General features: G+C 64.9%; 21 protein-coding genes and 2 pseudogenes. 11 read left to right on the forward strand and 12 right to left on the reverse strand.

The features are described from left to right. Positions 1-168 precede the first annotated feature (168 nt). The 5 genes and pseudogenes from QHG62_RS10900 to QHG62_RS10920 form a co-directional block, all read left to right on the forward strand. Positions 169-1,738 (forward strand): annotated as a pseudogene (locus tag QHG62_RS10900) (FAD-dependent oxidoreductase); the annotation flags it as partial. 198 nt (positions 1,739-1,936) lie between these two features. Then, positions 1,937-2,320: pseudogene (nirD, locus tag QHG62_RS10905) on the forward strand (nitrite reductase small subunit NirD); the annotation flags it as partial. Between the two features lie 13 nt (positions 2,321-2,333). Further along, positions 2,334-3,179: a uroporphyrinogen-III C-methyltransferase gene (gene cobA / locus QHG62_RS10910; protein WP_432445598.1), complete on the forward strand. Its 846-nt coding sequence runs from the start codon at positions 2,334-2,336 to the stop codon at positions 3,177-3,179. A gap of 64 nt (positions 3,180-3,243) precedes the next feature. Then, on the forward strand, positions 3,244-4,056 hold the full coding sequence (locus tag QHG62_RS10915; RefSeq protein ID WP_281150873.1) for a formate/nitrite transporter family protein: 813 nt from the start codon (positions 3,244-3,246) through the stop codon (positions 4,054-4,056). A gap of 30 nt (positions 4,057-4,086) precedes the next feature. Then, positions 4,087-5,820, forward strand: coding sequence for a bifunctional protein-serine/threonine kinase/phosphatase (locus tag QHG62_RS10920; RefSeq protein ID WP_281150874.1), 1,734 nt, complete (start codon positions 4,087-4,089; stop codon positions 5,818-5,820). Between the two features lie 153 nt (positions 5,821-5,973). Here QHG62_RS10920 and QHG62_RS10925 read toward each other — a convergent pair whose 3' ends face one another. After that, a complete protein-coding gene (locus QHG62_RS10925; RefSeq protein WP_281150875.1) occupies positions 5,974-6,927 on the reverse strand; it encodes an AraC family transcriptional regulator in 954 nt (317 codons plus the stop codon). 110 nt (positions 6,928-7,037) lie between these two features. Between QHG62_RS10925 and QHG62_RS10930 the strand changes: the two genes are divergently transcribed. Beyond that, the gene (locus QHG62_RS10930) at positions 7,038-7,430 is read left to right on the forward strand and encodes an ester cyclase (RefSeq protein ID WP_281150876.1); all 393 of its coding nucleotides are present in this window, start codon (positions 7,038-7,040) and stop codon (positions 7,428-7,430) included. A gap of 41 nt (positions 7,431-7,471) precedes the next feature. On the opposite strand, the gene QHG62_RS10935 is transcribed toward QHG62_RS10930, so the two are convergent. Both QHG62_RS10935 and QHG62_RS10940 read right to left on the reverse strand, forming a co-directional pair. Continuing rightward, positions 7,472-8,554, reverse strand: coding sequence for an alpha/beta hydrolase family protein (locus QHG62_RS10935; RefSeq protein WP_281150877.1), 1,083 nt, complete (start codon positions 8,552-8,554; stop codon positions 7,472-7,474). A gap of 304 nt (positions 8,555-8,858) precedes the next feature. Next, positions 8,859-9,236: a tautomerase family protein gene (locus tag QHG62_RS10940; RefSeq protein ID WP_281150878.1), complete on the reverse strand. Its 378-nt coding sequence runs from the start codon at positions 9,234-9,236 to the stop codon at positions 8,859-8,861. 82 nt (positions 9,237-9,318) lie between these two features. Here QHG62_RS10940 and QHG62_RS10945 point away from each other — a divergent pair, with 82 nt between their 5' ends. Both QHG62_RS10945 and QHG62_RS10950 read left to right on the forward strand, forming a co-directional pair. After that, the gene (locus tag QHG62_RS10945) at positions 9,319-10,176 is read left to right on the forward strand and encodes a LysR family transcriptional regulator (RefSeq protein WP_281150879.1); all 858 of its coding nucleotides are present in this window, start codon (positions 9,319-9,321) and stop codon (positions 10,174-10,176) included. A gap of 188 nt (positions 10,177-10,364) precedes the next feature. Continuing rightward, positions 10,365-12,026, forward strand: a complete 1,662-nt coding sequence (locus tag QHG62_RS10950; protein WP_281150880.1) for an ankyrin repeat domain-containing protein — start codon at positions 10,365-10,367, stop codon at positions 12,024-12,026. 269 nt (positions 12,027-12,295) lie between these two features. On the opposite strand, the gene QHG62_RS10955 is transcribed toward QHG62_RS10950, so the two are convergent. The 3 genes from QHG62_RS10955 to QHG62_RS10965 form a co-directional block, all read right to left on the reverse strand. Continuing rightward, positions 12,296-12,979: a hypothetical protein gene (locus QHG62_RS10955; RefSeq protein WP_281150881.1), complete on the reverse strand. Its 684-nt coding sequence runs from the start codon at positions 12,977-12,979 to the stop codon at positions 12,296-12,298. A 90-nt stretch (positions 12,980-13,069) separates the two neighbouring features. Beyond that, positions 13,070-13,909 carry a class I SAM-dependent methyltransferase gene (locus QHG62_RS10960; protein WP_281150882.1) on the reverse strand — a complete coding sequence of 280 codons (840 nt, stop codon included), beginning with the start codon at positions 13,907-13,909 and terminating at the stop codon, positions 13,070-13,072. Then, on the reverse strand, positions 13,906-14,931 hold the full coding sequence (locus tag QHG62_RS10965; protein ID WP_281150883.1) for a tripartite tricarboxylate transporter substrate-binding protein: 1,026 nt from the start codon (positions 14,929-14,931) through the stop codon (positions 13,906-13,908). The genes QHG62_RS10960 and QHG62_RS10965 overlap by 4 nt, the downstream gene beginning before the upstream one ends. A gap of 102 nt (positions 14,932-15,033) precedes the next feature. On the opposite strand from QHG62_RS10965, the gene QHG62_RS10970 reads away from it, so the two are divergent. Beyond that, positions 15,034-15,927 carry a LysR family transcriptional regulator gene (locus QHG62_RS10970; RefSeq protein WP_281150884.1) on the forward strand — a complete coding sequence of 298 codons (894 nt, stop codon included), beginning with the start codon at positions 15,034-15,036 and terminating at the stop codon, positions 15,925-15,927. 30 nt (positions 15,928-15,957) lie between these two features. Here the strand turns inward: QHG62_RS10970 and QHG62_RS10975 are convergent, their stop codons facing one another. Then, positions 15,958-16,779 carry an AraC family transcriptional regulator gene (locus tag QHG62_RS10975; RefSeq protein ID WP_281150885.1) on the reverse strand — a complete coding sequence of 274 codons (822 nt, stop codon included), beginning with the start codon at positions 16,777-16,779 and terminating at the stop codon, positions 15,958-15,960. 115 nt (positions 16,780-16,894) lie between these two features. Here QHG62_RS10975 and QHG62_RS10980 point away from each other — a divergent pair, with 115 nt between their 5' ends. Continuing rightward, entirely contained in the window at positions 16,895-17,839 is a 945-nt protein-coding gene (locus tag QHG62_RS10980) for an alpha/beta fold hydrolase (RefSeq protein ID WP_281150886.1), read from the forward strand. A gap of 27 nt (positions 17,840-17,866) precedes the next feature. Here the strand turns inward: QHG62_RS10980 and QHG62_RS10985 are convergent, their stop codons facing one another. The 5 genes from QHG62_RS10985 to QHG62_RS11005 form a co-directional block, all read right to left on the reverse strand. Beyond that, the gene (locus QHG62_RS10985) at positions 17,867-18,649 is read right to left on the reverse strand and encodes an SDR family oxidoreductase (RefSeq protein ID WP_281150887.1); all 783 of its coding nucleotides are present in this window, start codon (positions 18,647-18,649) and stop codon (positions 17,867-17,869) included. Then, a complete protein-coding gene (locus QHG62_RS10990) occupies positions 18,646-19,263 on the reverse strand; it encodes a cysteine hydrolase family protein (protein ID WP_281151586.1) in 618 nt (205 codons plus the stop codon). Before QHG62_RS10990 ends, QHG62_RS10985 begins: the two co-directional genes overlap by 4 nt. 20 nt (positions 19,264-19,283) lie before the next feature. Beyond that, positions 19,284-19,769: an aromatic-ring-hydroxylating dioxygenase subunit beta gene (locus tag QHG62_RS10995; protein WP_281150888.1), complete on the reverse strand. Its 486-nt coding sequence runs from the start codon at positions 19,767-19,769 to the stop codon at positions 19,284-19,286. After that, complete coding sequence (locus tag QHG62_RS11000; RefSeq protein ID WP_281150889.1) at positions 19,766-21,070, reverse strand: aromatic ring-hydroxylating dioxygenase subunit alpha; 1,305 nt, start codon at positions 21,068-21,070, stop codon at positions 19,766-19,768. Before QHG62_RS11000 ends, QHG62_RS10995 begins: the two co-directional genes overlap by 4 nt. A 74-nt stretch (positions 21,071-21,144) precedes the next feature. After that, positions 21,145-22,404 (reverse strand): dienelactone hydrolase family protein, encoded by a 1,260-nt coding sequence (locus QHG62_RS11005; RefSeq protein WP_281150890.1) that lies wholly within the window; start codon positions 22,402-22,404, stop codon positions 21,145-21,147. Between the two features lie 197 nt (positions 22,405-22,601). Between QHG62_RS11005 and QHG62_RS11010 the strand changes: the two genes are divergently transcribed. Further along, positions 22,602-23,801 carry an ABC transporter substrate-binding protein gene (locus tag QHG62_RS11010; protein ID WP_281150891.1) on the forward strand — a complete coding sequence of 400 codons (1,200 nt, stop codon included), beginning with the start codon at positions 22,602-22,604 and terminating at the stop codon, positions 23,799-23,801. Positions 23,802-23,825 lie beyond the last annotated feature (24 nt).

Consider the following 23,825-nt stretch of genomic DNA (forward strand, 5'->3'; position numbering starts at 1 on the left):
AACGAAGCACCGCTTTGGTGAGGTTTTCGCGGTCTTGCGAATGCCCCGGCGCAATGGAGCGCCAGCACCTCCAGCCCGCACGCAGCGGGCCCCTTCCCCCCAACCCCGTCCGTCGATGCAGCCCCGCCTGGCAGCGTCGCGGCATTGCATTTTGAAAGGCCCCACCCCATGCACAAACTCAAGCTCGTGATGGTCGGCAACGGCATGGCCGGCGTGCGCACCCTGGAAGAGCTCCTGAAGCTCGCCCCGGACATGTACGACATCACCGTCTTCGGTGCCGAGCCGCACCCCAACTACAACCGCATCCTCTTGTCCCCCGTGCTGGCCGGCGAGCAGACCGTGGACGAGATCGTGCTCAACAGCTGGGAGTGGTACACCGACAACCACATCACCCTGCACGCGGGCAAGAAGGTGGTCGAAGTCGACCGCGTCAAGCGCATCGTGCGCGCCGTCGACTCGCAGGGCGCCGTCACCGAAGCCGCCTACGACCGCCTCCTGATGTGCACCGGCTCCAACCCCTTCATGCTGCCCGTGCCCGGCAAGGACCTGAAGGGCGTGATCGCCTACCGCGACATCGCCGACACCGACTACATGATCGAGACCGCCCGCACCCACAAGCACGCGGTCGTCATCGGCGGGGGCCTCCTGGGCCTGGAGGCGGCCAACGGCCTCATGCTGCGCGGCATGAGCGTCACCGTGGTGCACGTCATGCCCTGGCTCATGGAGCGCCAGCTGGACGACGTGGCCGGCAAGCTGCTGCAGAAGTCCCTGGAAGACCGGGGCCTGGAGTTCCTCATCGGCGCCCAGACCCAGGAGCTGGTGGGCGATGCCGAGGACGGCAAGGCCGGCCGCGTCCGTGCCATCCGCTTCAAGGACGGCACCGAAGTGGCCGCCGACCTGGTCGTCATGGCTGTCGGCATCCGCCCCAACACCGAGCTGGCCGAGAAGATGCGCCTGCATTGCAACCGCGGCATCGTGGTCAACGACACCATGCAGACCGTGACCGATGCGCGCATCTACTCGGTGGTGCAACCGCGGCATCGTGGTCAACGACACCATGCAGACCGTGACCGATGCGCGCATCTACTCGGTGGGCGAATGCGCCGCCCACCGCGGCATCGCCTACGGCCTGGTGGCGCCTCTCTTCGAGCAGGCCAAGGTCGCGGCCAACCACCTGGCCCAGTTCGGCATCGGGCGCTACCTGGGCTCGCTCACCTCCACCAAGCTCAAGGTCACGGGCATCGACCTGTTCTCGGCCGGCGAGTTCATGGGCGGCGAAGGCACCGAGGAGATCGTCATGAGCGACCCCTTCGGCGGGGTCTACAAGAAGCTGGTGATCAAGGACGACAAGCTGGTGGGCGCGTGCCTGTACGGCGACACGGTGGACGGCAGCTGGTACTTCAAGCTCCTGCGCGACGGGCGCAGCGTGCACGACATCCGCGACAAGCTGATGTTCGGCGAATCCAACATCGGCGACACCGGCCACGAGGGCCACAACAAGGCCGCCAGCATGCCCGACGAGGCCGAGGTGTGCGGCTGCAACGGCGTGACCAAGGGCACCATCTGCAAGGCGATCAAGGACAAGGGCCTGTTCACCCTGGACGAGGTCAAGAAGCACACCAAGGCCAGCGCAAGCTGCGGCTCGTGCACCGGCCTCGTGGAGCAGATCCTGATGTTCACCGCCGGCGGCGACTATTCGGCCACGCCCAAGAAGAAGGCGGTGTGCGGCTGCACCGACGCTCCTGGAAGACGAGGCCGGCCGCAAGGCGCTGTGGGAGCGGCTGCAGTTCGCGCTGGACGGGGAGCCGGATCCCTGGTTCGAGTCCAGCCAGGCTTCTGTGGATGTGCGGCAGTTCACGCCGGTGGCCGTCGTGGACGATGTGGCCCAGGCAGCCTGAAAGGAGCAACAACCATGAACAACAACGAATGGAAAGTGATCTGCCGCGTCGAAGACATCCCGGTGCTGGGTGCACGCCGCGTGGCGCGCCCGGTAGGCGTGGATGTGGCGGTGTTCCGCAATGCCGAGGACCAGGTGTTCGCGCTGCTCGACCGTTGCCCGCACAAGGGCGGGCCTCTGAGCCAGGGCATCGTGTTCGGTACCAGCGTGGCCTGCCCGCTGCACAACTGGGCCATCGGCCTGAACGACGGCTGCGCCAGGTCGCCCGATGAAGGGTGCACCCCCAAGTTCGCGGTGAAGGTGGCCGAAGGCGTGGTGCATCTCGATTCGAACGAGCTCGCGACACATGCCGTGGAGCTCGAGCGCCCGGTCGCCGGGCCGGCCAACCGTGCCTGCCTCCAGGCCGAAGACACGGCTGCCTGACACAACGAACAACATGAGCCTCACTCTTACGCCCTCGTCGCGCAGCGACGACCGCAACCTACGCACGCCGCCCGTGGACGATCGCTCCATGCACGGCCGCTGCACGCTCGTCGGCGCCGGCCCCGGCGACCCCGAACTGCTCACGATCAAGGCGCTCAAGGCCATCCAGTCGGCCACCGTGCTGCTCGTCGACGACCTGGTGAGCGACGAGATCGTTGCCATGGCGCAACCCGGTGCTCGCCTGATCCACGTCGGCAAGCGCGGCGGCTGCAAGAGCACCCCGCAGAGCTTCATCGAACGGCTGATGATCATGGCCGTGCGCGAAGGCGAGCATGTGGTGCGGCTCAAGGGCGGTGACCCTTTCATCTTCGGCCGCGGCGGCGAAGAGGTCGAGCACTTGGCGCAGGCCGGCATCCATGTGGAGGTGGTGAACGGCATCACCTCAGGCCTTGCCGGGCTGACATCGCTCGGCGTGCCGCTCACGCACCGCGACCATGCGCAGGGCGTCGTCTTTGTCACGGGGCATGCAAAGCCAGGTTCGCCGGGCACCGACTGGCACGCGCTGGCCGCAACGGCGCATGCCGCGCGCTTGACGCTGGTCATCTACATGGGCGTGTCGGGCGCAGGCCGCATTCAAGGCGAGTTGCTGAGCGGCCTTCCGGCCTCCACCCCCATCGTCGTGGTGCAGAACGCCAGCATGCCAACCCAGCGGCACGCCGTGGGAACACTCGGCACCCTGGAGCGCACGATTGCCGACAACGGCCTGTGCAGCCCTTCGATCATCGTGGTGGGCGACGTGCTGCAAGGACTGGCTGCCGCGGCGTCTTCCGCTCATGTTGCGCTGGAGAAGGCGGCCTGATCCTTCGGCCTCCCCTCCCCTTCATTTTTCTCTTTCAATTTTTCCATCGAACCTAAGTAACGCCATGGCCTATTTGCAGCCTTCCGAATTCGTCACCAAGATGGTGGACGCCGGTGAATCCAAGATCTTCATGTCCACGCGGGACACGCTCATCCGCTCTTTCATGGCGGGTGCAATCCTGGCGCTGGCGGCCGTGTTTGCGGTCACCATCAACGTGCAGACCGGCTACTCGATCATCGGGGCCATCCTGTTTCCGGTCGGTTTCTGCATTCTTTACCTGCTCGGCTTCGACCTGCTGACCGGCGTGTTCGTGCTGACGCCGCTCGCGCTCATCGACAAGCGCCCCGGCGTCACCGTTGCCGGCGTGCTGCGCAACTGGGGCCTTGTGTTCGTCGGCAATTTTCTCGGCGCGTTCACAGTCGCCGTACTGATGGCCATCGTCTTCACCTTCGGCTTCACCAGCCCGCCCGACAAGGTCGGCCAGGTCATCGCCACCATCGGCGAGGCACGCACGCTGGGCTATTCCAACCATGGCGCCGCGGGCATGCTGACGCTCTTCGTGCGCGGCATGCTGTGCAACTGGATGGTGTCGACCGGCGTGGTGGGCGCGATGATCTCGACCTCGGTCTCCGGCAAGGTGATTGCCATGTGGATGCCGATCATGGTGTTCTTCTTCATGGTGTTCGAACACTCAGTGGTCAACATGTTCCTGTTTCCGTCGGCGCTGCTCATGGGCGGCAACTTCTCGATCATGGACTACATCATCTGGAACGAGATCCCCACCGTGCTCGGCAACCTCGTCGGCGGCCTGTCGTTCACCGGGCTCACGCTGTACGCCACGCATGTGAGAACTGCGCCCAAGCGCGTGGCTCGCTGAACACGGCTTGACCGCTCACCGTCGGTGACGATGCGCTGCGCACTCGCGGTCTCCATCGGACAGCACTCCGACAAGGGACGCAAGGAAACCAACCAGGATTTCCACGGCGCCGCCCTGCCGGAGGGGCAAGTCCGCACCGCGAAGGGCGTGGCAATTGCCATTGCCGACGGCATCAGCAGCAGCGACGTGAGCCATGTGGCCAGCGAGTCGGCGGTCAGGAGCTTTCTGACCGACTACTACTGCACCTCGGACGCATGGAGCGTGAGCCGCTCGGCACAACGCGTGCTCACGGCCGCCAATGCCTGGCTGCACGCGCAAACCCAGAATGGCGGCGGCCGTTTCGACAAGGACCGCGGCTATGTCTGCACCTTCAGCGCCCTGGTCCTCAAGTCGACCACCGCGCATGTTTTTCATGTGGGCGACACGCGCGTCTATCGCTGGCATGCACAGGCACTCGAGCAGCTGACGGAGGACCACCGCGTATCGGTGGGCGGCGGACAAAGCTATCTCGGCCGAGCCCTCGGCGTAGGGCCGCATGTGGAGATCGACTACCGCGCCGTTCCCATCGAGCAGGGAGACGTCTTCCTGCTGACCTCCGACGGGGTTCACGAGCATATCGACACCGCAGCCGTCAAGGCCGCACTCGATTCGAACCCCGGCGACCTGGATGCCGCAGCCCGCAGCATTGCCGAAGAAGCGTATCGCCGTGGCAGCCCGGACAACCTGACGGTGCAGATCGTCAGGGTCGACGCGCTGCCCGACGGCGACGTCAACGAACTGCAAGCACAGCGCACCGCATTGCAGCTGCCGCCCATGCTGGAGGCGCGCATGCGCTTCGACGGCTACACCATCTTGCGCGACCTGCACCATAGCCATCGCAGCCACATCTACCTGGCCACCGACGACGACACCGGGCAACGCGTGGTGCTCAAGACCCCCTCGGTCGACCTGCAGAACGACGAGGCCCACCTGGACCGTTTTCTGCTCGAAGAATGGGTCGCGCGGCGCATCGACAGCGCCCACGTGCTCAAGCCGCACGCCAGCAACCGCAAGCGCAACTACCTCTACGTTGCGATGGAGTTCGTCGAAGGGCAGACGCTGGCGCAGTGGATGGTGGACAACCCGCGGCCAAGCCTCGAATCGATGCGCGGCATCGTCGAGCAGCTTGCAAGAGGCCTGCAGGCTTTCCATCGCCTGGAGATGCTGCACCAGGACCTGCGGCCCGAGAACATCATGATCGACCGCACGGGCACGGTGCGCATCATCGACTTTGGCTCCGCCTGGGTGGCCGGGCTGGGCGACAGCACGCTGACCGCACCCAACCAGATACTGGGCACGGTGCAATACACGGCGCCCGAATACTTTCTGGGCGAAGGCGGATCGGCGAGGTCGGACCTGTTCTCGCTGGCCGTCATCGTCTACCAGATGCTCACCGGACGCCTGCCCTACGGCGCGGAGGCTGCAAGAATCCGCACGCGGGCAGACCAGCGAAACCTGCAGTACCGGTCTGCGCTGGACACGCAGCCGGCCATTCCGGCCTGGATCGACGAAGTCCTGCGAAAGGCGCTCGCCCCCAACCCGCTCAAGCGCTACGAAGTGCTTTCAGAGTTTGTGCAAGATCTGCGGCAGCCTCATCCCGACTTTTTGAACAGCCGCGGCACGCCGCTGGTCGAGAAGAACCCGGTGATCTTCTGGAAATGCATGACCCTGCTGCTGGGCATTGCGGTGGTCGTGCTGCTTGGGGTGCTCAGCCAGCGAGGCTGAATGTTGATTTTCAGGAGAATCGAGCTTGCTTGCCTTTGGAGGCACAGCCCAAGAAGAACCAAAGATGGCGCAGCTTGGCTCGAACGCGAGGAGTCCCGTAGCGCGTGAGCGAGATCGAATGCAACGTCCGATTCGCGTCGATGGGTATCGCGGCTACAACGAGACATCGAACCGACGGCGGAACTCGCCTGGGGTGCATCCTTCAATGCTGCGAAAGAACTTGGTGAAGTTGGTCGCCTCGTCGAAACCAAGCCGCTGTGCGACGGCGGAAATAGGCATCTCCGTGTGCACGAGAAGGCGCTTGGCTTCCAGCGCAAGGCGCGAAGCGATAAAGGCCTTTGCACCGACGCCAGCCACCGCACTGCAGATGCGTGTGAGAGTCTTCTCGGAACATCCCATGGCATGTGCGTAGCGTGAAACGTGATGCCACTGATGCATCTTCGCGTCCAAAAGCCGTTTGAAAAGACGAAAGCGCTCCGGCGCGTCGGCCGACGCTCCGGCAGGCGGCTTTTGCTCGGCGTGAAAGATGTGCAGTCGCACCACGAGCGTTGCCAGTTCACTCTGGAGCAGCCAGTTCAGCAGCGGTTGCCGGGCTTCGAGCGTGCACTCCTCCTCGAGCCGCGCGAGCGTGTCGGCCAAGAACCGCCCCGTCGACCGGTCGAGGCGCAGATGGCCAGGAAGCGCATCGAGCAGTTCAGGCATCTGGAGGCGTTCCTCGCCTTGCGAAGCCTGCAGCAGTTCGGGTCGGAACAGCAGGAGGTTTGCATCCCAACGGCTTCCCGGGCCGAAGCGGTGGACTTGTCCGGGCCGGATGGTGAGCAGCGATCCGGCGCCGCACTCGATGTGACTGAAGTCCACCACGGCGTGACATCTTCCGCGTTTGACGTGCACGAACATGTGAAAGTCGTAGCGGTGGTGACGCTGTAGGTGGGCTCGGGACACCCTTCGTCTCAAGTCCGCCATCGAAAAGACCTCGAGATCCAGCGCACTCTCGGCCGAGGGCCGATATTGCACCCGCTCGATGTCGATGGGTCTCATTCCGCGCGGCATCGACCCATTGTGTCCGAAATTCACCATTCGGCAACCGACTTCGATCGTGTCGAACACGCCGGCAAATCGAACAATATGGAAACACGGCACCGGGCGGCCACCATGCCCTGTGTCCCATCCAGATAGCCAGCCCCAGGCGACAGATGCAAACCGCAAACCGACAGTTCATGGCTCGCTTCGTGGAGTTCATCAACACCGCGGACCCGCGGCTCGCCACAGAGTTGGTTTCTCCTGACGCCGTGTTTCACGTTCCGGGGCGGGCCGACCCCGTGCACGGGCCACAAGGCTACCTGGAGATCATCGGGATGATGCGTGGCGGATTCCCCGACATCCAATGGACTCTTGAGGAAACCGTCATCGAAGGTGAAGTCATCGCGGCGCGATTCACGATGCGCGGGACGCACCGCGGAGCCTTCTTCGGCGTGCCTCGCACCGGCAAGACGATTGCCGTGCAGGCGCTGAACATCTATCGGCTCGCGACTGGGAAAATCGTCTCCGAAGTGGGGCAACCGGACCTGCTCGGACTGATGCAGCAGATCGGGGCGTTGCCGCGCTCCTGAGGCCCGATGCAACAGCTGTCCAACCTGATCGCGTCCACCGATCAATTCGATGTAGAACGCCGGTCATTCCGCTTGCCAACGAGTTCGAGGAGGCCATCTACAACGGGTCCCCAAAGGCTTGTCAAGGAAAGGATGTGATGGCCGTCTTGCCGCGGCGATGTTTCGAGCACATGGAACTGCCCCTGACCGCCAGCGACTTCGAAGGCGTGAAAGTTCTTGCGGCTATGAGCAACGCTATAGAAGGGATCGTTTTCCGCATACAGCCACACGGTAGGCCCGGGAAACCTTGCTCCCCTCCTGGCGATCACGGGATTGATCATCTCGGATGCGGGCCCATGTTCATCAACCCAGCCGCCCACGAAATTGAGCACGCCGCCAAAGAGATCGGGTCGTATCCCGGCAAATGCCAACGCAAGGAAGCCCCCTCGAGAATGCCCACCTATCAGCAGGTTTTCATGGTCCACGTCAGGTCTCGCAAGCAGGTGATCGACAACGCACGCCACGTCTAGCAGCGCGTGCTCGAAGCCCGGAAGAGCGTATCGAGGATCGTCAGAGTACTGCGACCGATCTGGTTCGAAGCCCTCGTCGTAAAGACCGTTCGACTTTCCGCGTCCGCGTCGCTGTGGGAACACGACCATCCAGCCACGGTCAGTAAAGTGCTTCGCCAGTGCCGGACTGGTCACCGTGCTGGTAAACAGCGACGGATCATTTCCAATCCCCGTCGAACCGTGATTGAACACCAGTGTCGGGAAAGGACCCGGCCCCGCCGGTTTGAACGTCACCATCTCGAGCGTGATCTGCTCCCCATGTTCGAATGCTCCGGTGGCCACACGTTCGATGGTGCGTTGTCCTTCGACACTCAGCTGCGAGAGGACCCCAGCTATCCAGCGGCCGTCGGGCTCGCGCCACACAAGTTCGACAACACGCGGATTTCTCAGCCTGAACTGCAGGCTTGCCCCGTTCGTCAGGCGACCTCGCAGCTCGCTTTCGTGAATCCGAGCAATCACACGTTCGCTAAAGACATCCTGCCCATCAGACGCACGCACGCAAACGATCGTGGCATCGTGCAGGGAGAGTTTCTCGACTATCAGCTTGACGTCGTAGGGCCGCCCCTGACCGCCCATCCGGACCATTCCCCGGACCAAGCTGAGACTGAGACCGGCAGGTCGCTCGACGGCTTCACGACGACGAGGTCTTGCGGCACGGCCGCAGCAACTGTGCTCTCCGAGGCTTCCGGCTCCAAAGCACTCATGAATTCGGGCCAGCTTGTCGAACTCTCTTGGTCGGTGGTCATGCTCTATTGTCCGCCGGGGCTGAGCTATCGAACGGCGCTGTCGATCGGGGGCGTGGGGCCGGCTGTAGCCGGTCCCGCTGCCGCCGCGGACGGGCCCTTTGCAGAGATGGCGCCGGCCCGAGAGCAGCCGTTCCTCAGGCAAATTGCGCCAACCCATGCCCGACGGACCAGTTCTCTTTGGGGGCATCAGCAATGGTCACGAACACATCCTCCGGGCGTATCCCCGGACTCTCCGCCAGCAGCTGCGCGGTGCGCTGGAACAGTACCTTCTTCTGCTCGGCGGTGCGTGTGTTGAAAACGGTGATTTGGACGTAAAGGAGATCGTCGCTGCGCGCGACTCCAAAGGCGCCTCCGTATCGAAAGTTGGAGGGGTCGTGCTCGGTGATCGTCATGAACTGATCATCTTGCGGCACGTTCAATGTGTCACGCAGGGCGCGATAGAGACTATCGAAGATCGCCTGCCGGTAAGCCTCTGGCTTTCCTGCGCGCATCGAGATGTGAATGAGGGGCATCGCTACTCCGGTCATGCTGGAACAACGGATGTTATGTATTCTGATTTGCTATTGATACTTATCTCAATAACAATCTTTTGTCATGATTGATCGCGCTCTGGATCTCGACGCTGTTCAGGCTTTCGTTCGCATCGCTGAATTGGGCAGCTTCACGCGCGCTGCCGAAGTCATGCAGACCACGCAGGCAGGAATCAGCCAAAAACTGAAACGCCTTGAAGACAGGTTGGGCTGCCGGCTTCTGGAGCGGACACCCCGGCACGTGGAGCTGTCCGCGCGAGGAGTCGCCTTCTTTGCACATGCCCGAGAACTCCTGGCGGTCCACGATCGCGCGTTGCTGGCCTTTGCGAGCGCCCGCCAGCGACTGACCATCGGTATCAGCGATCACGTGGCGGGACCGGAGTTGCCCGCGCTGATCGCCCGCATGAACGCGCAAGACTCGCAGTTGCTGATCGATATTCGGATCGGCTCGTCGGGCGATCTGCTCCAGAGCTTCGATCGACGGGAACTCGATACTGTCATCGTCCGGTTGCATGCCGGACGGACCGACGGAGAGCTTCTGGCAGAGGAGCGCTTCGGTTGGTTCGCTGCGGCGGACTGGCAGCACCGCGATGGTGAGCCACTGCCGCTTGCCACGATGGCGGAGCCCTGCGGGGTGCGCGCGTTGGCGGGGCAGCTCCTGGATACGGCCCGCATCCCGTGGACCGAGGTTTTTGTGGGGGGCGGCGTCGCAGCCGTCGCGGCGGCGGTTATGGCCGGACTTGGGATCGCGGCGCTAGCGCCGCGCATGCTGCCCTTGGGCTGCGTCGACGTAGGCTCCAAACTAGGTCTACCCGAGTTGCCGCGATTGCCTGTTCTGCTGCACTCCAGGGTCCGGGAGGGCCGGCCGCGGAACGCCGTGGACGCACTTTCTGCTGCGTTCAGGAACGTGGCGAGAAACTGATCCATGCGCCAATTTCGGCAAGGCAATGACAACCGGCGGGCCGAACCCGACATGTTTTATGATCCCCCCGCGTGCAAGACGCGCCCGGGCCCGCGGGAAGGGTTGAACCCACTTGCCTCCATCTCCTGTTCACGCCTTTTGTGCAGCCGACATTGCGGGTCATCGGCACTTGATGCACGGAGGTGTCCATGAAGCGCATTCCCCCTCGGCCCGACGTCGGCCAACTGAAGAAACAGGCCAAAGAGTTGCTCACTCTTTATCGTCGCGGGGATCCCGCAGCGATGCGCCGATTTCGCGAATTTCTGCCTGCGGCTCGCAGCAAGCAAGACAAAGACCTGCTCGCGATGTCCTTGCGCCTGCACGACGCACAGTCGTGCCTGGCGCGCGAGCACGGCTTTCCCTCCTGGGCCGACCTGCAGCTTTTCGTCCATGCGCGCCGCGCGCTCGCCGACGATCCGAACTTGGCGGTGCGCCGATGGCTGACCCTGGTCTATGCCGGCGACGTCGCTGGCGGCAACAACGCCCATCGGCCCGCTGTGGCCGAACGGTTGCTCACCGAGAACCCCACGCTGGCGGGGGACGATCCCTACCTGGCTTGTGCCGTCGGGGACGAGGCCGGCCTGCGTCGCGCGACGCTGCACGATCCCGCATGGGTCCACCGCGAGGGTGGGCCGTTGCGGCTGCCTCCCCTGGTGGCAGTAACGCATTCAGGACTGGCGCGCCGGCCGGGCTTTCGAGAGCGGTTGCGTGATTGCGCGAGTTTCCTGCTGGCCGCCGGCGCGTCGCCCAGCCAGTCCGTCGGCAACCGCTGGCCTCCGGCTTCGCTCGAGGCGCCTTCGGCCACCGAGCGGCTGTCGGCGCTCTACGGCGCCGCGGGCAAGGCCTTCGATCCGGAACTGACCCGGCTTCTGCTCGAGGCCGGTGCCGATCCGAACGACGGCGAGTCTCTCTACCACTCCCTCGAGGCACCCGCATGCACCAAGCTCCTGCTCGATGCGGGCGCGAGGATTGCCGGTTCGAACGCGATGTATCGCGCGCTCGATCTCGACGACGCCAGCGCATTGCAAGTGCTGCTCGATCACGGTGGCGATCCCAACGAGCCGCCGCAGGGTCCGCCGGCATCCGATTGGGGATCGCCGCTGCTGTGGGCGATCCGCCGACGCCGCTCGCTGGTCCATTTCCAAGCCCTGCTTGCGGCCGGTGCAAGGGCGAACGCGCGCACACCCGACGGCGTTTCGGCCCACACGCTGGCGCTTCGCTTCGGGCAAGTCGAGGTTGCTGAACTGCTGGAGCGTGCAGGCGCCGGCCGTGAGCCGCTCGCCGCGGATGAAGCCTTCGCGGCCGCCTGCGCACGCGGCGACGCGGAATCGGCACGCGCAATTCAGCAGGCCCACCCAGGCCTGATCGACACACTCGACGATGCCCGGTTGCGCATGCTCCCCGAACTCGCTGCGCAGGGGTGCGTCGCCGCCGTCAAGGTGATGGCGACGTGCGGTTGGCCGCTGGAGATCCGCGGTGGCGACATCGACGCCTCAGCGCTCAACCACGCTGTTTTTCGTGGTGATGCAGCCCTCACGCGCTTTCTGTTGGAGCGTGGCGCCGATTGGCGGACGCTGCACGGGTTCGACGACAACGTCTGCGGCACCCTGTCCTGGGCATCGCTCAACCAACCGATCGAAGGGGGGGACTGGGTTGGCTGCGCAGAGGCTTTGTGCGCACATGGCCTGCCGCCTGTGCGGCCGGACCCGAACGGCTCGGACATCGTCCTGATCGGAGAGGGGCGCTATCGATTCGCGGACGACGTCACGGATGCGCTGCTCGCCGCCGCCGCTGCCCGGCAGGAGCCCTGAGTCGGAGAATCTGGGCCGTCGTAACGAACCGTCTCTTGTCTCGCCGTGCCAAGTGGCGTCCTCCCGTTCTTCCTTGACAGTGCCGGACATGACGATGCGAGGAAAATTTCAGCGCAACGGTCCGGGAACTCAGCAAAGCCCGGCCAGGGTATCTGGCTCCATCGTGTTTGAGATCAGGGCGCCTTCGAGGTCGAGAGCAAGGACGTAGCTGTTCGACAACGAACAGCCCCGCCGAACCACGCGGGCGTCGGCCCGCCTATTAGCCAAACTCAGTTCGCCGCGAAGCAGTACATCAGCCCGGCGCTGCCGCTCATCTTGAGCTGATCGACGCTGCAGCCGCGCGTACCGTGCGACGAGTTCCACGAAGCATTGGCTACCGGATCGGGATTGGTGCCCTTGCGGTCGTGATGTCCCACGATGGCGGAGCCGCCTTCGCTCTTGGTCCAGTTGCCGCATGTGGTGTCCTTGCCCGGCTCGGGTACGGCCACGGTGCCGTCAGGGCGCGAGCCGGTGAGGATGTCGTGGCGGTTGACCGGATCGCCGAAGCCGGAGACAACCTCGCCTTTCTCGGTCAGCGAGTTGTCCTTGCCGACTTTGGCGTTGGCGCTGTGCAGGTCGGCCACGCTGGTAGCGACAACCATTCCCTTGGCATTGGTCCACGGGCCAGTGCCGATCCGGTCGCGCGCGTTGACAGCGGGCTGTCCGTTTGCGGCAGCGGTGCTCAAATAAGCGCGCCACGTCTTGTTGCCCGCCCCCGCGCTGGCGGCCAGCGACTGGCAGAAGCGGTCGGCCCCGGCCAGGCCTCCGAGGTCGCCGCCCTTGCCGGGGTTCGCGCTGGTGATGAAGAAGCTCATGGAGTTTCCGCCGCCCGATGAACCCATGGCACCGCAACCGATGATCAGTGCAGTGGCCGCAATGGCGACGCCAGCGGAAAGAAACAAGCGACTGGGCATGAGGAGACTCCTGGCAGTGTTGGAGCCGGGAGGCTACCGCACCATGGTGCCGGCGGCAACCCGAGCCGCCCCCATGCGCTGACCCCAGCCTCACCCGGCCCGCGTTGCCGAGCCGAGCAACAGCTCGTTGGGCCCGAGCCAGCCTCGATGGCCGCGAAATTCCTCAAGCGCCTCCTCCATCTCTTGCCAGGCCAACTCCCTGGCCGGTGCATCCAGCGGCGCGAGTACTTCCATGATGGGTGAACCTGAACTTCGAACGAATGCGACGTAGGCAGCGGCGTCAGGAAGTTCGAATGGTGCCGCCAGCGGTTTCACTGCAACCTCGGCATAGCCAGCCGCCGTCAACAGACTTGCAAGCCTGCCCGGTGCCGCAAGGCTGAACAGACCGCCATCGGCGTACGGCGAGACGCTGCCGGTCAAGCCCCGGTGCTTGCGGGCCACCTTCATCATGGTCGTGATGCAAGGGTTGTTTGCGGGGTCGCCGAACACCAGCGCAACGAAGCGGCCGCCCGGGCGCAGCGCGTTGAATGCCGCGGCCAGCGCAGCGGCCGGGTTCATGCAGAACATGAGCCCGAGCCTGCACATCACCGCATCGAAAGGCGTCTGCGCATGAACCGGCTGCTCCGCGTCTGCAACGGCGAAGCGCACGTTGGCAAGGCCAGCCGCTTCGATGCGCCCGCGCGCGAAGTCCAGGATCTTCGGCGAAATGTCGGTCGCCAGCACGTCGCCCGTCGGCCCGACTGCGAACGCGATGTCCTTTGTCTGGTCGCCCGCACCCGCGGCCAGGTCGAGCACGCGTGCACCCCGCTGGAGCCGGGCCTCGGACAGCATCGCTGCGGTTGCCTGGCGCAACCACGCATGAATGATCGGCGAACTGCTGGACCAGCCTTCGGCAGCCCGGTCCCAGGCTTTCACAACGGGCTCCGTCATGCGTCACCCCGGATGCCAGCTTTGACCAGCAGGGGCATCCAGGCCCGTCGGTCGTCGTCTATCTTCGCGGCCAATTGCGAGGGTGAGCTTTGCGCAGCCATCATGGCCGCATCCTCGAACCGGCGTAACAGCCCGGCGCGCGTGACGACGTTGCCGATCGCCTCCGACGCCTGTTCCGCAATACGCGCCGGGGTGCCGGCAGGTGCAAAAAAGGCGAACCACTCGCGCATCACCGATCGCGCGTGGCCCTGATCGATGAGCGTGGGCACCGTGGGCGAGAAACGGCTGCGCTCTCGCCCCGAGGTGCCGAGAAGCCGCAGACGGCCGCCGGAGAGTTGCGGCAGCAGCAGGCCTTCCGGCAGCACGAGTACGGCGACCTGCCCGCCCAGGAGCGCCGCCATGGCGGGTGGGCCGCCCGGATAGGGAACATGGCGCCAGTCGAGCCCGGGCTGATCGAACAGCATGGCTTCCAGAATGTGCGGCAGGGTGCCCGTGCCGGGCGAGGCGGCGTTGGCCTCGCCGGAATGGCGCCGCATCCACTCGATCAACATCCTGGTGTCGGCAACCTCCGCCGGTACGGCATTGCCCACGGCCACGCCAAGATTCATCTCTGCGGCAAGCGACACGGGCACGAGGTCTCGCGCGGGGTCGTAGCCGAGTTTTCCGTACAGGGTTGGGTAGAGGCTGGCAATCGCGCCTTGGCCCAGCAGCCAGGTCGAGCCATCGGCAGGCGCCGACTTCAGCGCCTGCACCGCGATCTGCCCCGCCGCACCTGGCCGGTTGTCGATAACCACCTGCTGTGAGAAGGCACCGGCAAGCGCTTCGCCAAAGGTTCGCGCCACGATGTCCGGCACGCTGCCTGCGGGACCGGTGCAAAGAATGCGAAGGCGTTCCTGCTTCGCTCCCGATACCGTCTGCCCGATGGAGGCGGAACCGCAGGCTGCAGCAGCTGCTGCGGCCGCACCGGCAATCAGCACCCGGCGGCGGGGCATGCGGCCATTGGCGAGGGAGCTTGTCTTCATGGGCGGCCTTGAAGTAGTGTGGCAACTCCAGCGTAGGCCGGAGCTCCATGGGCCACAAGGCGCGGACTTGCAGAACGGGGCCGCAATAGTGCATAACGGGCCATGCTCGACTGGAACGACCTGAAATACTTCGTGGCTGTGGCGCAGCACGGCAGCACGCTGGCTGCGGGCCGGGCCCTGGGGGTCGACCAGTCGACGGTGCAGCGACGACTGACCGCGCTGGAGCGGCACATCGGCCGTGCGCTCGTCCAGCGGCATACCACGGGCTACACGCTCACCGGCTTCGGCATCGAAATGCTGGAAGCCGCGCGTGAGGTCGAACTGGCCGTGGGCGAGTTCGAACAGGTGCTGGCTGCGTCAAAGCGCAATGCCGCCGGCGTGATCCGGCTCACCTGCCCGGAGCCGCTCGTGAACAGGTTGACGCGCTCGGGCCTGCTGGATCGGTTTCATGCGCTGCATCCGGCGCTGCACGTTGAATTTGTAATGAGCGACAAATACGTCGATCTGCGCACCGGCGAGGCCGACGTCGCACTGCGTTCAGGCGACACGGACGATGCCGTGCTCGTCGGCCGCAAGGTGGGCGACTCGCTGTGGGCCGTGTATGCGAGCCGGGACTACGTGGCGCGCCACGGCAAACCCTCGTCGATCGAAGAGATCCAGGCGCATCCGGTGGCCGGGTTCGAAGAGAGCATGGCGAGCCACCGTGCAAGCCAGTGGCTGCGCCAGGTGGCGCCGGGGGCAAACATCGTGGCCCGCAGCGGCAGCGTGCTCGGTCTCCTGTTGTCGGCAAAGGCCGGCGTGGGCGTTGCGCCGCTGCCGACAGCGCTCGGCGATTCGGAGCCGGAACTGGAACGGGTTCTCGGTCCGATCCCGGCGCTGTCGCGGGACTGGCGGCTCCTTGCGATGCCCGAGATTCGGAAGACGCCCCGCGTGAGCGCATTCTTCGACTTCATTGCCACTGAAATCGACGCGCTCAAGCCCATCATCACCGGCTAGCGAGACCGGTGTAACGCAAGTCTCGAGGCCTCATGCGGCCTGCTTCCACTCCCGTGGCGACAGGCCGCTTTGCGCCTTGAAAGCGCGCGACAACGCCGCTTCGCTCCCATAGCCGACCTCTTGCGCAATGAGCTTGAGCGGGCGACCCTGGCGCAGCGCCTGCTGCGCAAGGCCGACGCGCCAGCGCTGCAGGTAGACCCCCGGCGTGCACCCCACGGTGTCCCGAAACTGCGTGGCAAACACGCTGCGCGACATGCCCGCCTCGGCAGCCAGCCCATCGAGCGTCCATTCGAGCGCAGGCTTGTCGTGCATGGCCACCACGGCATTGCGCAGGCGCGGGTGCGAAAGCCCGGCGAGCAGACCCGAGCGGGTTTGCCCTTTTTCCATGAGGTGCCTCAGCACCTGGATGAGCACGACATCGAACAGGCGGTTCAGCAGCACCTGCTTGCCGCAGCGCTGCTCGAAAGCCTCTTCGAACAGCAGCTCCAGCACGCCCTCGGTGCCGTCTATTTCTTCCAGCGGCAGGCAGACGAACGCAGGCAGCGCGGCCAGGATCGGGTTGGCGGCGCCACCTTCGAACTGCAGGTGCGCACAGGCAAAGTCCGCGCCGTGCACGGTGTCGGTAATGAACCTGTGCGCCATCGGCCGCGGATACATCAGGAGGCTGGGCTTTCCGATCCGCAGCACCTCCGCGCCGCCGTGGCTCACACCCACTTCGCCGCGCCGCACCAGGTGCAGCTGCCCCGTTGCGCCCTCCCCGTCCAGGTCGTTGATTCCGCACAGCGCACCGGTATGAAACACCCGCGCAGTGACCGAAAAGTGAGTCAGCAAGGCTTCGAGCCGATCAGCCATCAAATACTCCAAGTCAAGTTATCAGGACTTTTTATCACCAATCGTTTCACCACACACGTAAAGTTCGTTCTGTCGATTCCGACCTGAAACCTGAAACCGAATCAAAGGAAAAAACATGAACGCCGTTACCCGCATCTTCGCCCTGGCCGCCCTGGCTGTTGCCGCCAATGCCGTGTTCGCCGCCGACCCCTCGCCGGTCCGCCAGCCGGCGGCCGCGGTTGCAAAGAGCGCGAGCTACATCACCACCCAGGACGGCGTGCAGATCTACTACAAGGACTGGGGCCCGAAGAATGGCCAGGTGGTTGCCTTCAGCCACGGCTGGCCGCTGAACTCGGACAGCTGGGAATCGCAAATGATTTTCCTCGCCTCCAAGGGCTACCGCGTGATTGCGCATGACCGCCGCGGCCATGGCCGTTCGAGCCAGCCCTGGGAAGGCAATGACATGGACCACTACGCCGACGACCTGGCGGCCGTGATCAACACGCTCGGCGTGAAGGACGTGACGCTGGTCGGCTTCTCCACCGGTGGCGGCGAAGTGGCGCGCTACATCGGCCGCTACGGCACCAGCCGCGTGAAGAAGGCGGCGCTGGTGAGCGCGGTTCCCCCGCTCATGCTGAAGACCGACAAGAACCCGGGCGGCCTCCCCATCGAGGTGTTCGACGGCATTCGCAAGGGAGAGCTCGAGAACCGCTCGCAGCTGTACCTCGACATTGCCTCGGGTCCGTTCTTCGGCTTCAACCGGCCGGGCGCCAAGGTGTCGCAGGGTTCCATCCAGTCGTTCTGGGCGCAGGGCATGCAGGCCGGCCACAAGAACACCTACGACTCGATTGCCGCGTTCTCGGCCACCGACTTCACCGAAGACCTGAAGCGCTTCGACGTGCCGACCCTGGTCGTGCACGGCGACGACGACCAGATCGTGCCGATCGATGCATCCGGCCGGGCATCTGCCAAGCTGATCAAGAACGCCAAGCTGATCGTCTATGCAGGTGCACCGCACGGGCTCGCCGACACGCACAAGGATCGGCTCAACAACGACCTGCTGAATTTCATCAAGGAGTAAGCGGAGGAGCGGCGCAAAGGCTGTAGCTCAGGCGCCGAACCAATCACGGGCCGACCTTCCCTGGTCCGGCCCGAGCATCGAGAAGCCGCCGTCGACCGGAATATCGGCACCGGTCACGAAACGCGCGGCGTCCGAGCACAAGAAAAGCACCACCTGCGCCACGTCGTCCGGGTCGCCCGCCCGGCCCAGCGGATGCAGTGGCGCCGCCATGCGGTCGGCATGCGCCCGGTCGCCGCCGGCCATGCGGCTCAATGCGTCGGACCAGGTCCAGCCGGGCGACACCGAGTTGACGCGCACACCGCGCGGTGCCAAGGTGGCCGCCTGGTTGCGTGTGAGCTGCAGGATGGCGGCCTTGGCCGCGGGATAGAGCGCCCGGTTCGCGGTGCCGAACTTGCCCCCGACGCTCCCCATGTTGACGATGGCGCCGCGCTGCGCCGCCAGCGCATCCGCGGCCTTTTGCACCAGCACTGCGCCGGACACCAGGTTGACGTCCAGCGCGTGCAGCCATTCGCTGCGCGTGGCCGCCATGCCGCTGTCTCCGTAGGCCACCGCGTTGTTGATGAGAAAGTCGATGCGGCCTTCGGTGGCGAGCACATCGGCCAACAGCGCATCGAGCGCCGCGTCCGATGCGATGTCGCACTCCGCAAAGCGGCAGCCGCTACCTAGTTCGGCCTGCAGCGCCTGGCCGCGCCCGGCATCGATATCGACCGCCAATACCTGAGCACCGGCTTGCACGAATGCACGAGCGATGGCGCTGCCGAGCATGGCACCCGCGCCGGTGACGATGGCAACCTTGCCTTGCAGAGTCATGGCCTGTCTTTCGATTGTTTCGCTTCTTTCATGTCCTGGGGGACCTCATCGTTCTTCATGCGCGCGATCGCTTCGTCGACGCGCATCACGTCCGCGAGCATGGCCAGTGTCTCCAGGCTGGCCGCATGCAGGTGCGGCTGCGCGGTGCTGCATGCATCGGCCACAACCGCCACGTCATAGCCCAGGTCGCTGGCATGGCGCGCACCGTGCTCGACCACGTGGTTGGTCGCAATGCCCGCCACATACAGCCGCGTGGCGCCAGTGGTGCGCACCGCCTCTTCGAGCCCGCTCGCCCAGAACGGATTGTTGCGCTTGTGGGTGACGATTGCTTCGCCGGGCAGCGGCGCCAGTTCGGGGTAGAACTCCGCGCCCCACTGCCCATCGAGCACGGCGCCGGTTTCGGCCACGCGGCGGAACAGCATGCTGTTGCGCAGGCAGTCCGCATACCCGGGCGCAAAGGCAATGCGCACAAAGATGACCGGCACGCCGCTCGCGCGTGCACCGGCAATCAGCCGCGCGGCTGAGGCAATCAGGCGCGGGCGCGCGGGGTCGTCTGCGGCCACGCCCACCCGCACCTTGCCGTCGGCGTGGAGCACGTCGTTCTGGTAATGCATTGCCAGCAGCGCGGCCTTGGTCACATGAACACCTGCAAGGCTTCATGCGGCGCATCGCAATTGACAAGCTCTACGCGCTTCATTTCAATGCGCCACGCGTCGCCTTCGCGGCGCAAGGTGTGCAGCACGCTGCCGCCGAAGGCGCGCTGCTCGGTCTTGCGCCACTCGAGCAGATGGAAAGTCGAGCGCACCACGCAACCGCCCTGGGTGCGCGACTCGAGCGAGATGTTGCCCAGCACATGAACGGTGCGAGTCGGTGGCTGCTGCGAATAGGCGCGGGCCTGCTCGAGCCGCCGAGCCCGCATCGAGCGCAGCAAGGCGTTTTCGCAGAACAGCGAGGCGTGGTTGAGGTGATCGGTCTGCCCGTGGACCAGCGGTACCCAGTAGAGCCCATCGGGCGTGAAAAGCCGCAGCCATTCGTCCCAGCGGTGCTCGTCGAGCAGGCGCGCCTCATGAAACAGAAATTGTGAAATGTCCTGTTGTTCTTGCCAGTCGGTGAAGGTCATTCGGCGCCTCCAGCCTGAACGCCCATGTACGCAGCCCAGGCGCCGAACATGTTGCGCGGCGGCATTTCGCTGTTGCCGTTGGAAGACCGGCCGCCCGGCAGGGGCTGGTCGCGCCCCATACCGCGATGCATGCTGACCCAGTCGCCGCCGTCGGAGGCCAGGCCCTCCTGCACGCGGTTGTAGGCTTCAAGGTCATCGGGCATCACGTTCGACGAGGGCGAATTGACGATGTTGGTGTACTTGAGCGTGCGCTGGAATGTGGCCTCCGGCGCCCCCTTCAGCCGAAAGCTGAAAATTTCCACCAGCGTGCGGTCCACCGAGAGCGGCCGTATCACCCGGATCTGCTGGAACGAGGTGTGCGGCGAGCAGCTCGGGTACACGATGGTGTTGTGCCGGTTCACGCGCAAGATCTGGTCGGCGCGAGCCGCGCCCTGCTTCGCTTCGAGCGCCGCCACATAGGCCAGGCTCACCGGGTCGGTGGGCGGCACGAAGATGCCTTCCATGAAGCCGTGGCCGTGGTCGTAACCCTTGAGTTCGAGCTTTTCCCAGAACTCCAGCGGCTCCCCGTTGCCGTCGACGATCACCACTTCGAAGGGCTTGGGCGTGCCGGCGGGCATCGATTCGAACTCTTCCTTGGCTGCGCGCCAGGACGATTCATGCGTGGCCACCGCATGGATCGTGTCGTGCAGGTTCTCGAAGAATATCTTCCAGTTGTTGCGCTGGATCACGCGCTGCACGCCGCCGGCCACTTCCACTTCGCCGTCGGGGGCGCGGTCGCAGAAGTTGTCGAGCGAGGTGGCCACGCCGCCCAGGAATTCGACGAGCTCGGGGCCTTCCTCAGCCAGGCTCGCGAACACGAAGCCGCGGTGGCTGGCCACGCGCGCCACCTTGCGCACGGAATGCTGCTGCGCCTTCAGGTCGAGCGCGGTGTCTTCGTAGCCGCTGCGCAGCGGCACGGAGAGCAGGCTGCCGTCGCATTTGAAAGTCCAGCCGTGATAGAGGCAACGCAAGAACTTGCCGGCGCTGCCGCTGCCGTCCGGAACGATCTTGGCGCCCTTGTGCGGGCAGCGGTTGTAGAGCACGTTCACGGCGCCGTCGGTGTGGCGCACCATCACCACGGGTTCGCGCCCGAGGCGCGTGGTGAAGTAGTCGCCGACGTTGGGCACCTGGCTCTCGTGGCCGACGTAGAGCCAGGCCTGCCCGAAGACGCGGTCCATCTCCAGCTCGAAGATGGCGGGGTCCGTGTAGACGCGCTTGTGCACGCGGTCAGGCTGCACGAGCGCCTGCAGGTCGATGGTCATGAAAATGGGTCTCCTGAACTGTGGTCTTCAGATGTCGAGCACCAGCGGTTCGAGCATTGCCTGGCCGGCGGCCATCATCCCAGCGGCAGGGCCGGATCGGCAATGGTCAGGCTGGCCGACTTTTGCCAGCGCGGCATCAGCGTGTTCGACGGCAAGTGCTCGTCCACCAGCTTGCGCGCCGTTTCCACGCCCGCCACCGGCAAGCCCTTCGTATCGAGCAGGCCAATTTGCACCAGCACGCTGGCCTGGTCCCAATAGATGTGCTCGTGATAGAGCTTGTCGCCCCGGAACTTGACGATGGCAACGAGCGGAATTTCGACCGCCTTGCCGGTTGGCGCAATGCCCGGCAGCATCCAGTCGACTTCCACCGTGTGGGTGAAGCAGAAGAGCATCTCGTCGACGATTTGCGTGGCCCCCACGGTGCGCGAGATGGGGGTGAGCCGCGTATCCGGCGGCGTGGTGGGAATGAAGTGGTGCTTGTAGAAGCGCGAGAGCTCCCTGGCCCCTACGCCGCCCGTCATGGTAGGTATGTGGTTCACATAGGGCTCGCTCACCATCGTGCCCATGGTGGCGACCACGTCGCGTGTCGCAAACTCGTATTCGCAGTGCTTGTCCCAGAGAGCCGACAGGTCGTACACGGGCCCGATGGCGTCTTTGAAAAGCGCCATGGAGCGCTGGTGGGCCATGAGCGTCGAGGGCTTGTCGAAATGCTCGCCGCCGGTGCGTGCGAATGCGTGGTCGACGCCGGGGTACACATACATCTGCGCACCGGGCTTGCCTGCAAAGGCCGCCAACACTTGCTCGCGCGCTTCGGGCGGACAGAACTTGTCGAGCTCGGCAAAGTGCAGCGCAATCGGGCAGTGGATTTTCGGCAGCACGTCAAGGTCTGCCTCGATGCCGACACCGTAGTAGCCCACCGCCGCGTCGACCCCCGAATGCGCGGCTGCCAGATAGGCGAGCTTTCCGCCGAGGCAAAAGCCCAGCGCGCCCACCTTGCCGGTGCATGCCGGGTGCGCACGCAGCGCCTTCACGCTGGCCGTGATGTCCGAAACGCCGGCGGCCACATCGAACTTTTGAAAGAAGCCGAACGCGCGCTGCCAGTCTTCAGGCGAATAGCCCAGTTCGACATTCGGCTCCATGCGCCAGAACAGGTCGGGCGCGAGCACCACATAGCCCTCTTCGGCGTAGAGGTCGGCAACCTCGCGCACGTAGTCGTTGATGCCGAAGATCTCCTGGCACAGCACGATGCCGGGGCCTTGCCCCGAAGGCGGCAATGCAAGGTAGCCGCGAAAGGCCTGGCCGTCTGCGGCTGCGATGTCGATGTATTGGCTCATGGGGCGAGTCTCCGAAGTGGTGGGGTTCGGCGGACGATTCTGTGGAGCGCCCGGCACGTTGTCTGTCCACTTCTTGCAGGCGCATGCCGCGCAAGAAGTGGATAGCCCGCGATCCGCGCGCCATGGAGACTCGGCCCGCGCATACATACCTTTGTTGCACCCCACGCCGTCCGAATCACCCCTTGAGGAGATCTTTCATGTCGCAGGCAAGAATCACAACCGGCATCGCTTTGCTGGCCCTCGCCGTCACGGCCGCATTCGTACCGCAGGCCCTGGCCCAGGCGCCAACCGTCAAGGTCGGGCTTGCAATGGACCTCTCCGGCCCGTTTGCCGTGGGCGGCGCCGAGGCGAAGGCCGGCTTTGCGGTGGCAATGAAGCAACTGGACGGCAAGCTCGGCGGCGTGCCGGTCGAATTTGTGGAGGCCGACACCGGCGGCAGCCCCGACATGGCCCGGCAGGTGGTCGAGCGCATGCTGCTGCGCGACAAGATCGACCTGTTCACCGGCCCCGTCGGCTCGACGGTCGCGCTTGCAGTGGGCGCGCCGCTCTTCGCGGCCAAGGTGCCTTATCTCTCGAGCAACACCGGGCCGAGCGACTACTCGGGGGCGAAATGCAACCCTTATTTCTTCGGCGCGTCTTACCAGAACGACGCATACCACGAGGCAGCGGGCAAGTTCGCTTCGGACAAGGGCTTCAAGAAGGTTGCGCTCATTGCGCCGAGCTACCCCGGCGGCAGGGATGCGATCAACGGCTTCAAGCACAACTTCAAGGGTGCGATAAGCGACGAGCTCTACACCAAGCTGGGCCAGCTCGACTACTCCGCCGAAATCGCGCAGATCCGCGCAGCCCGGCCCGACGCGCTTTACTTCTTTTTGCCGGGCGCGATGGGCGTGAGCTTCATCAAGCAGTTTGTCGGCGCGGGCCTGTCGAAAGACGTGGCGCTGATCTCGACGGCGTTCTCGGCCGATGAAGACATGATTCCCGCCGTCGGCGAGCCGATGCTCGGACTCTTCAACACCGCGCATTGGTCCTACGACCTCGACAACCCTGCGAACAAGCGCTTCGTGGAGGCGTTCCGGCAGCAGAACAACGGGCGCAATCCATCGTTCTATGCGGGCCAGGCCTATGACGTGCTCATGGCCATGGACGCGGCGGTGCGTGACGTGGGCGGCAAAGTGGCCGACCGGCCGGCGCTGCTGAAGGCGATCAAGGCCGCCAGGTACAAGTCGGTGCGGGGCGACTTCAGCTATGGCGCCAACAACTTCCCCATTCAGAACTACTACCTGCGCGTGATCGGCAAGGACGCCAGCGGACGCATCGCCAACAAGGTGATCGGCACGGTGCTGCGGAACTACCAGGACAGCTCTTCCGCCAAGTGCGCAATGAAGCCGGCCTGAGAAGCCGACTGGCGCGCCTGCGGT

It is taken from the genome of Variovorax paradoxus, assembly GCF_029919115.1.
In the GTDB taxonomy this organism is placed as follows: Bacteria; Pseudomonadota; Gammaproteobacteria; order Burkholderiales; family Burkholderiaceae_C; genus Variovorax; species Variovorax paradoxus_O.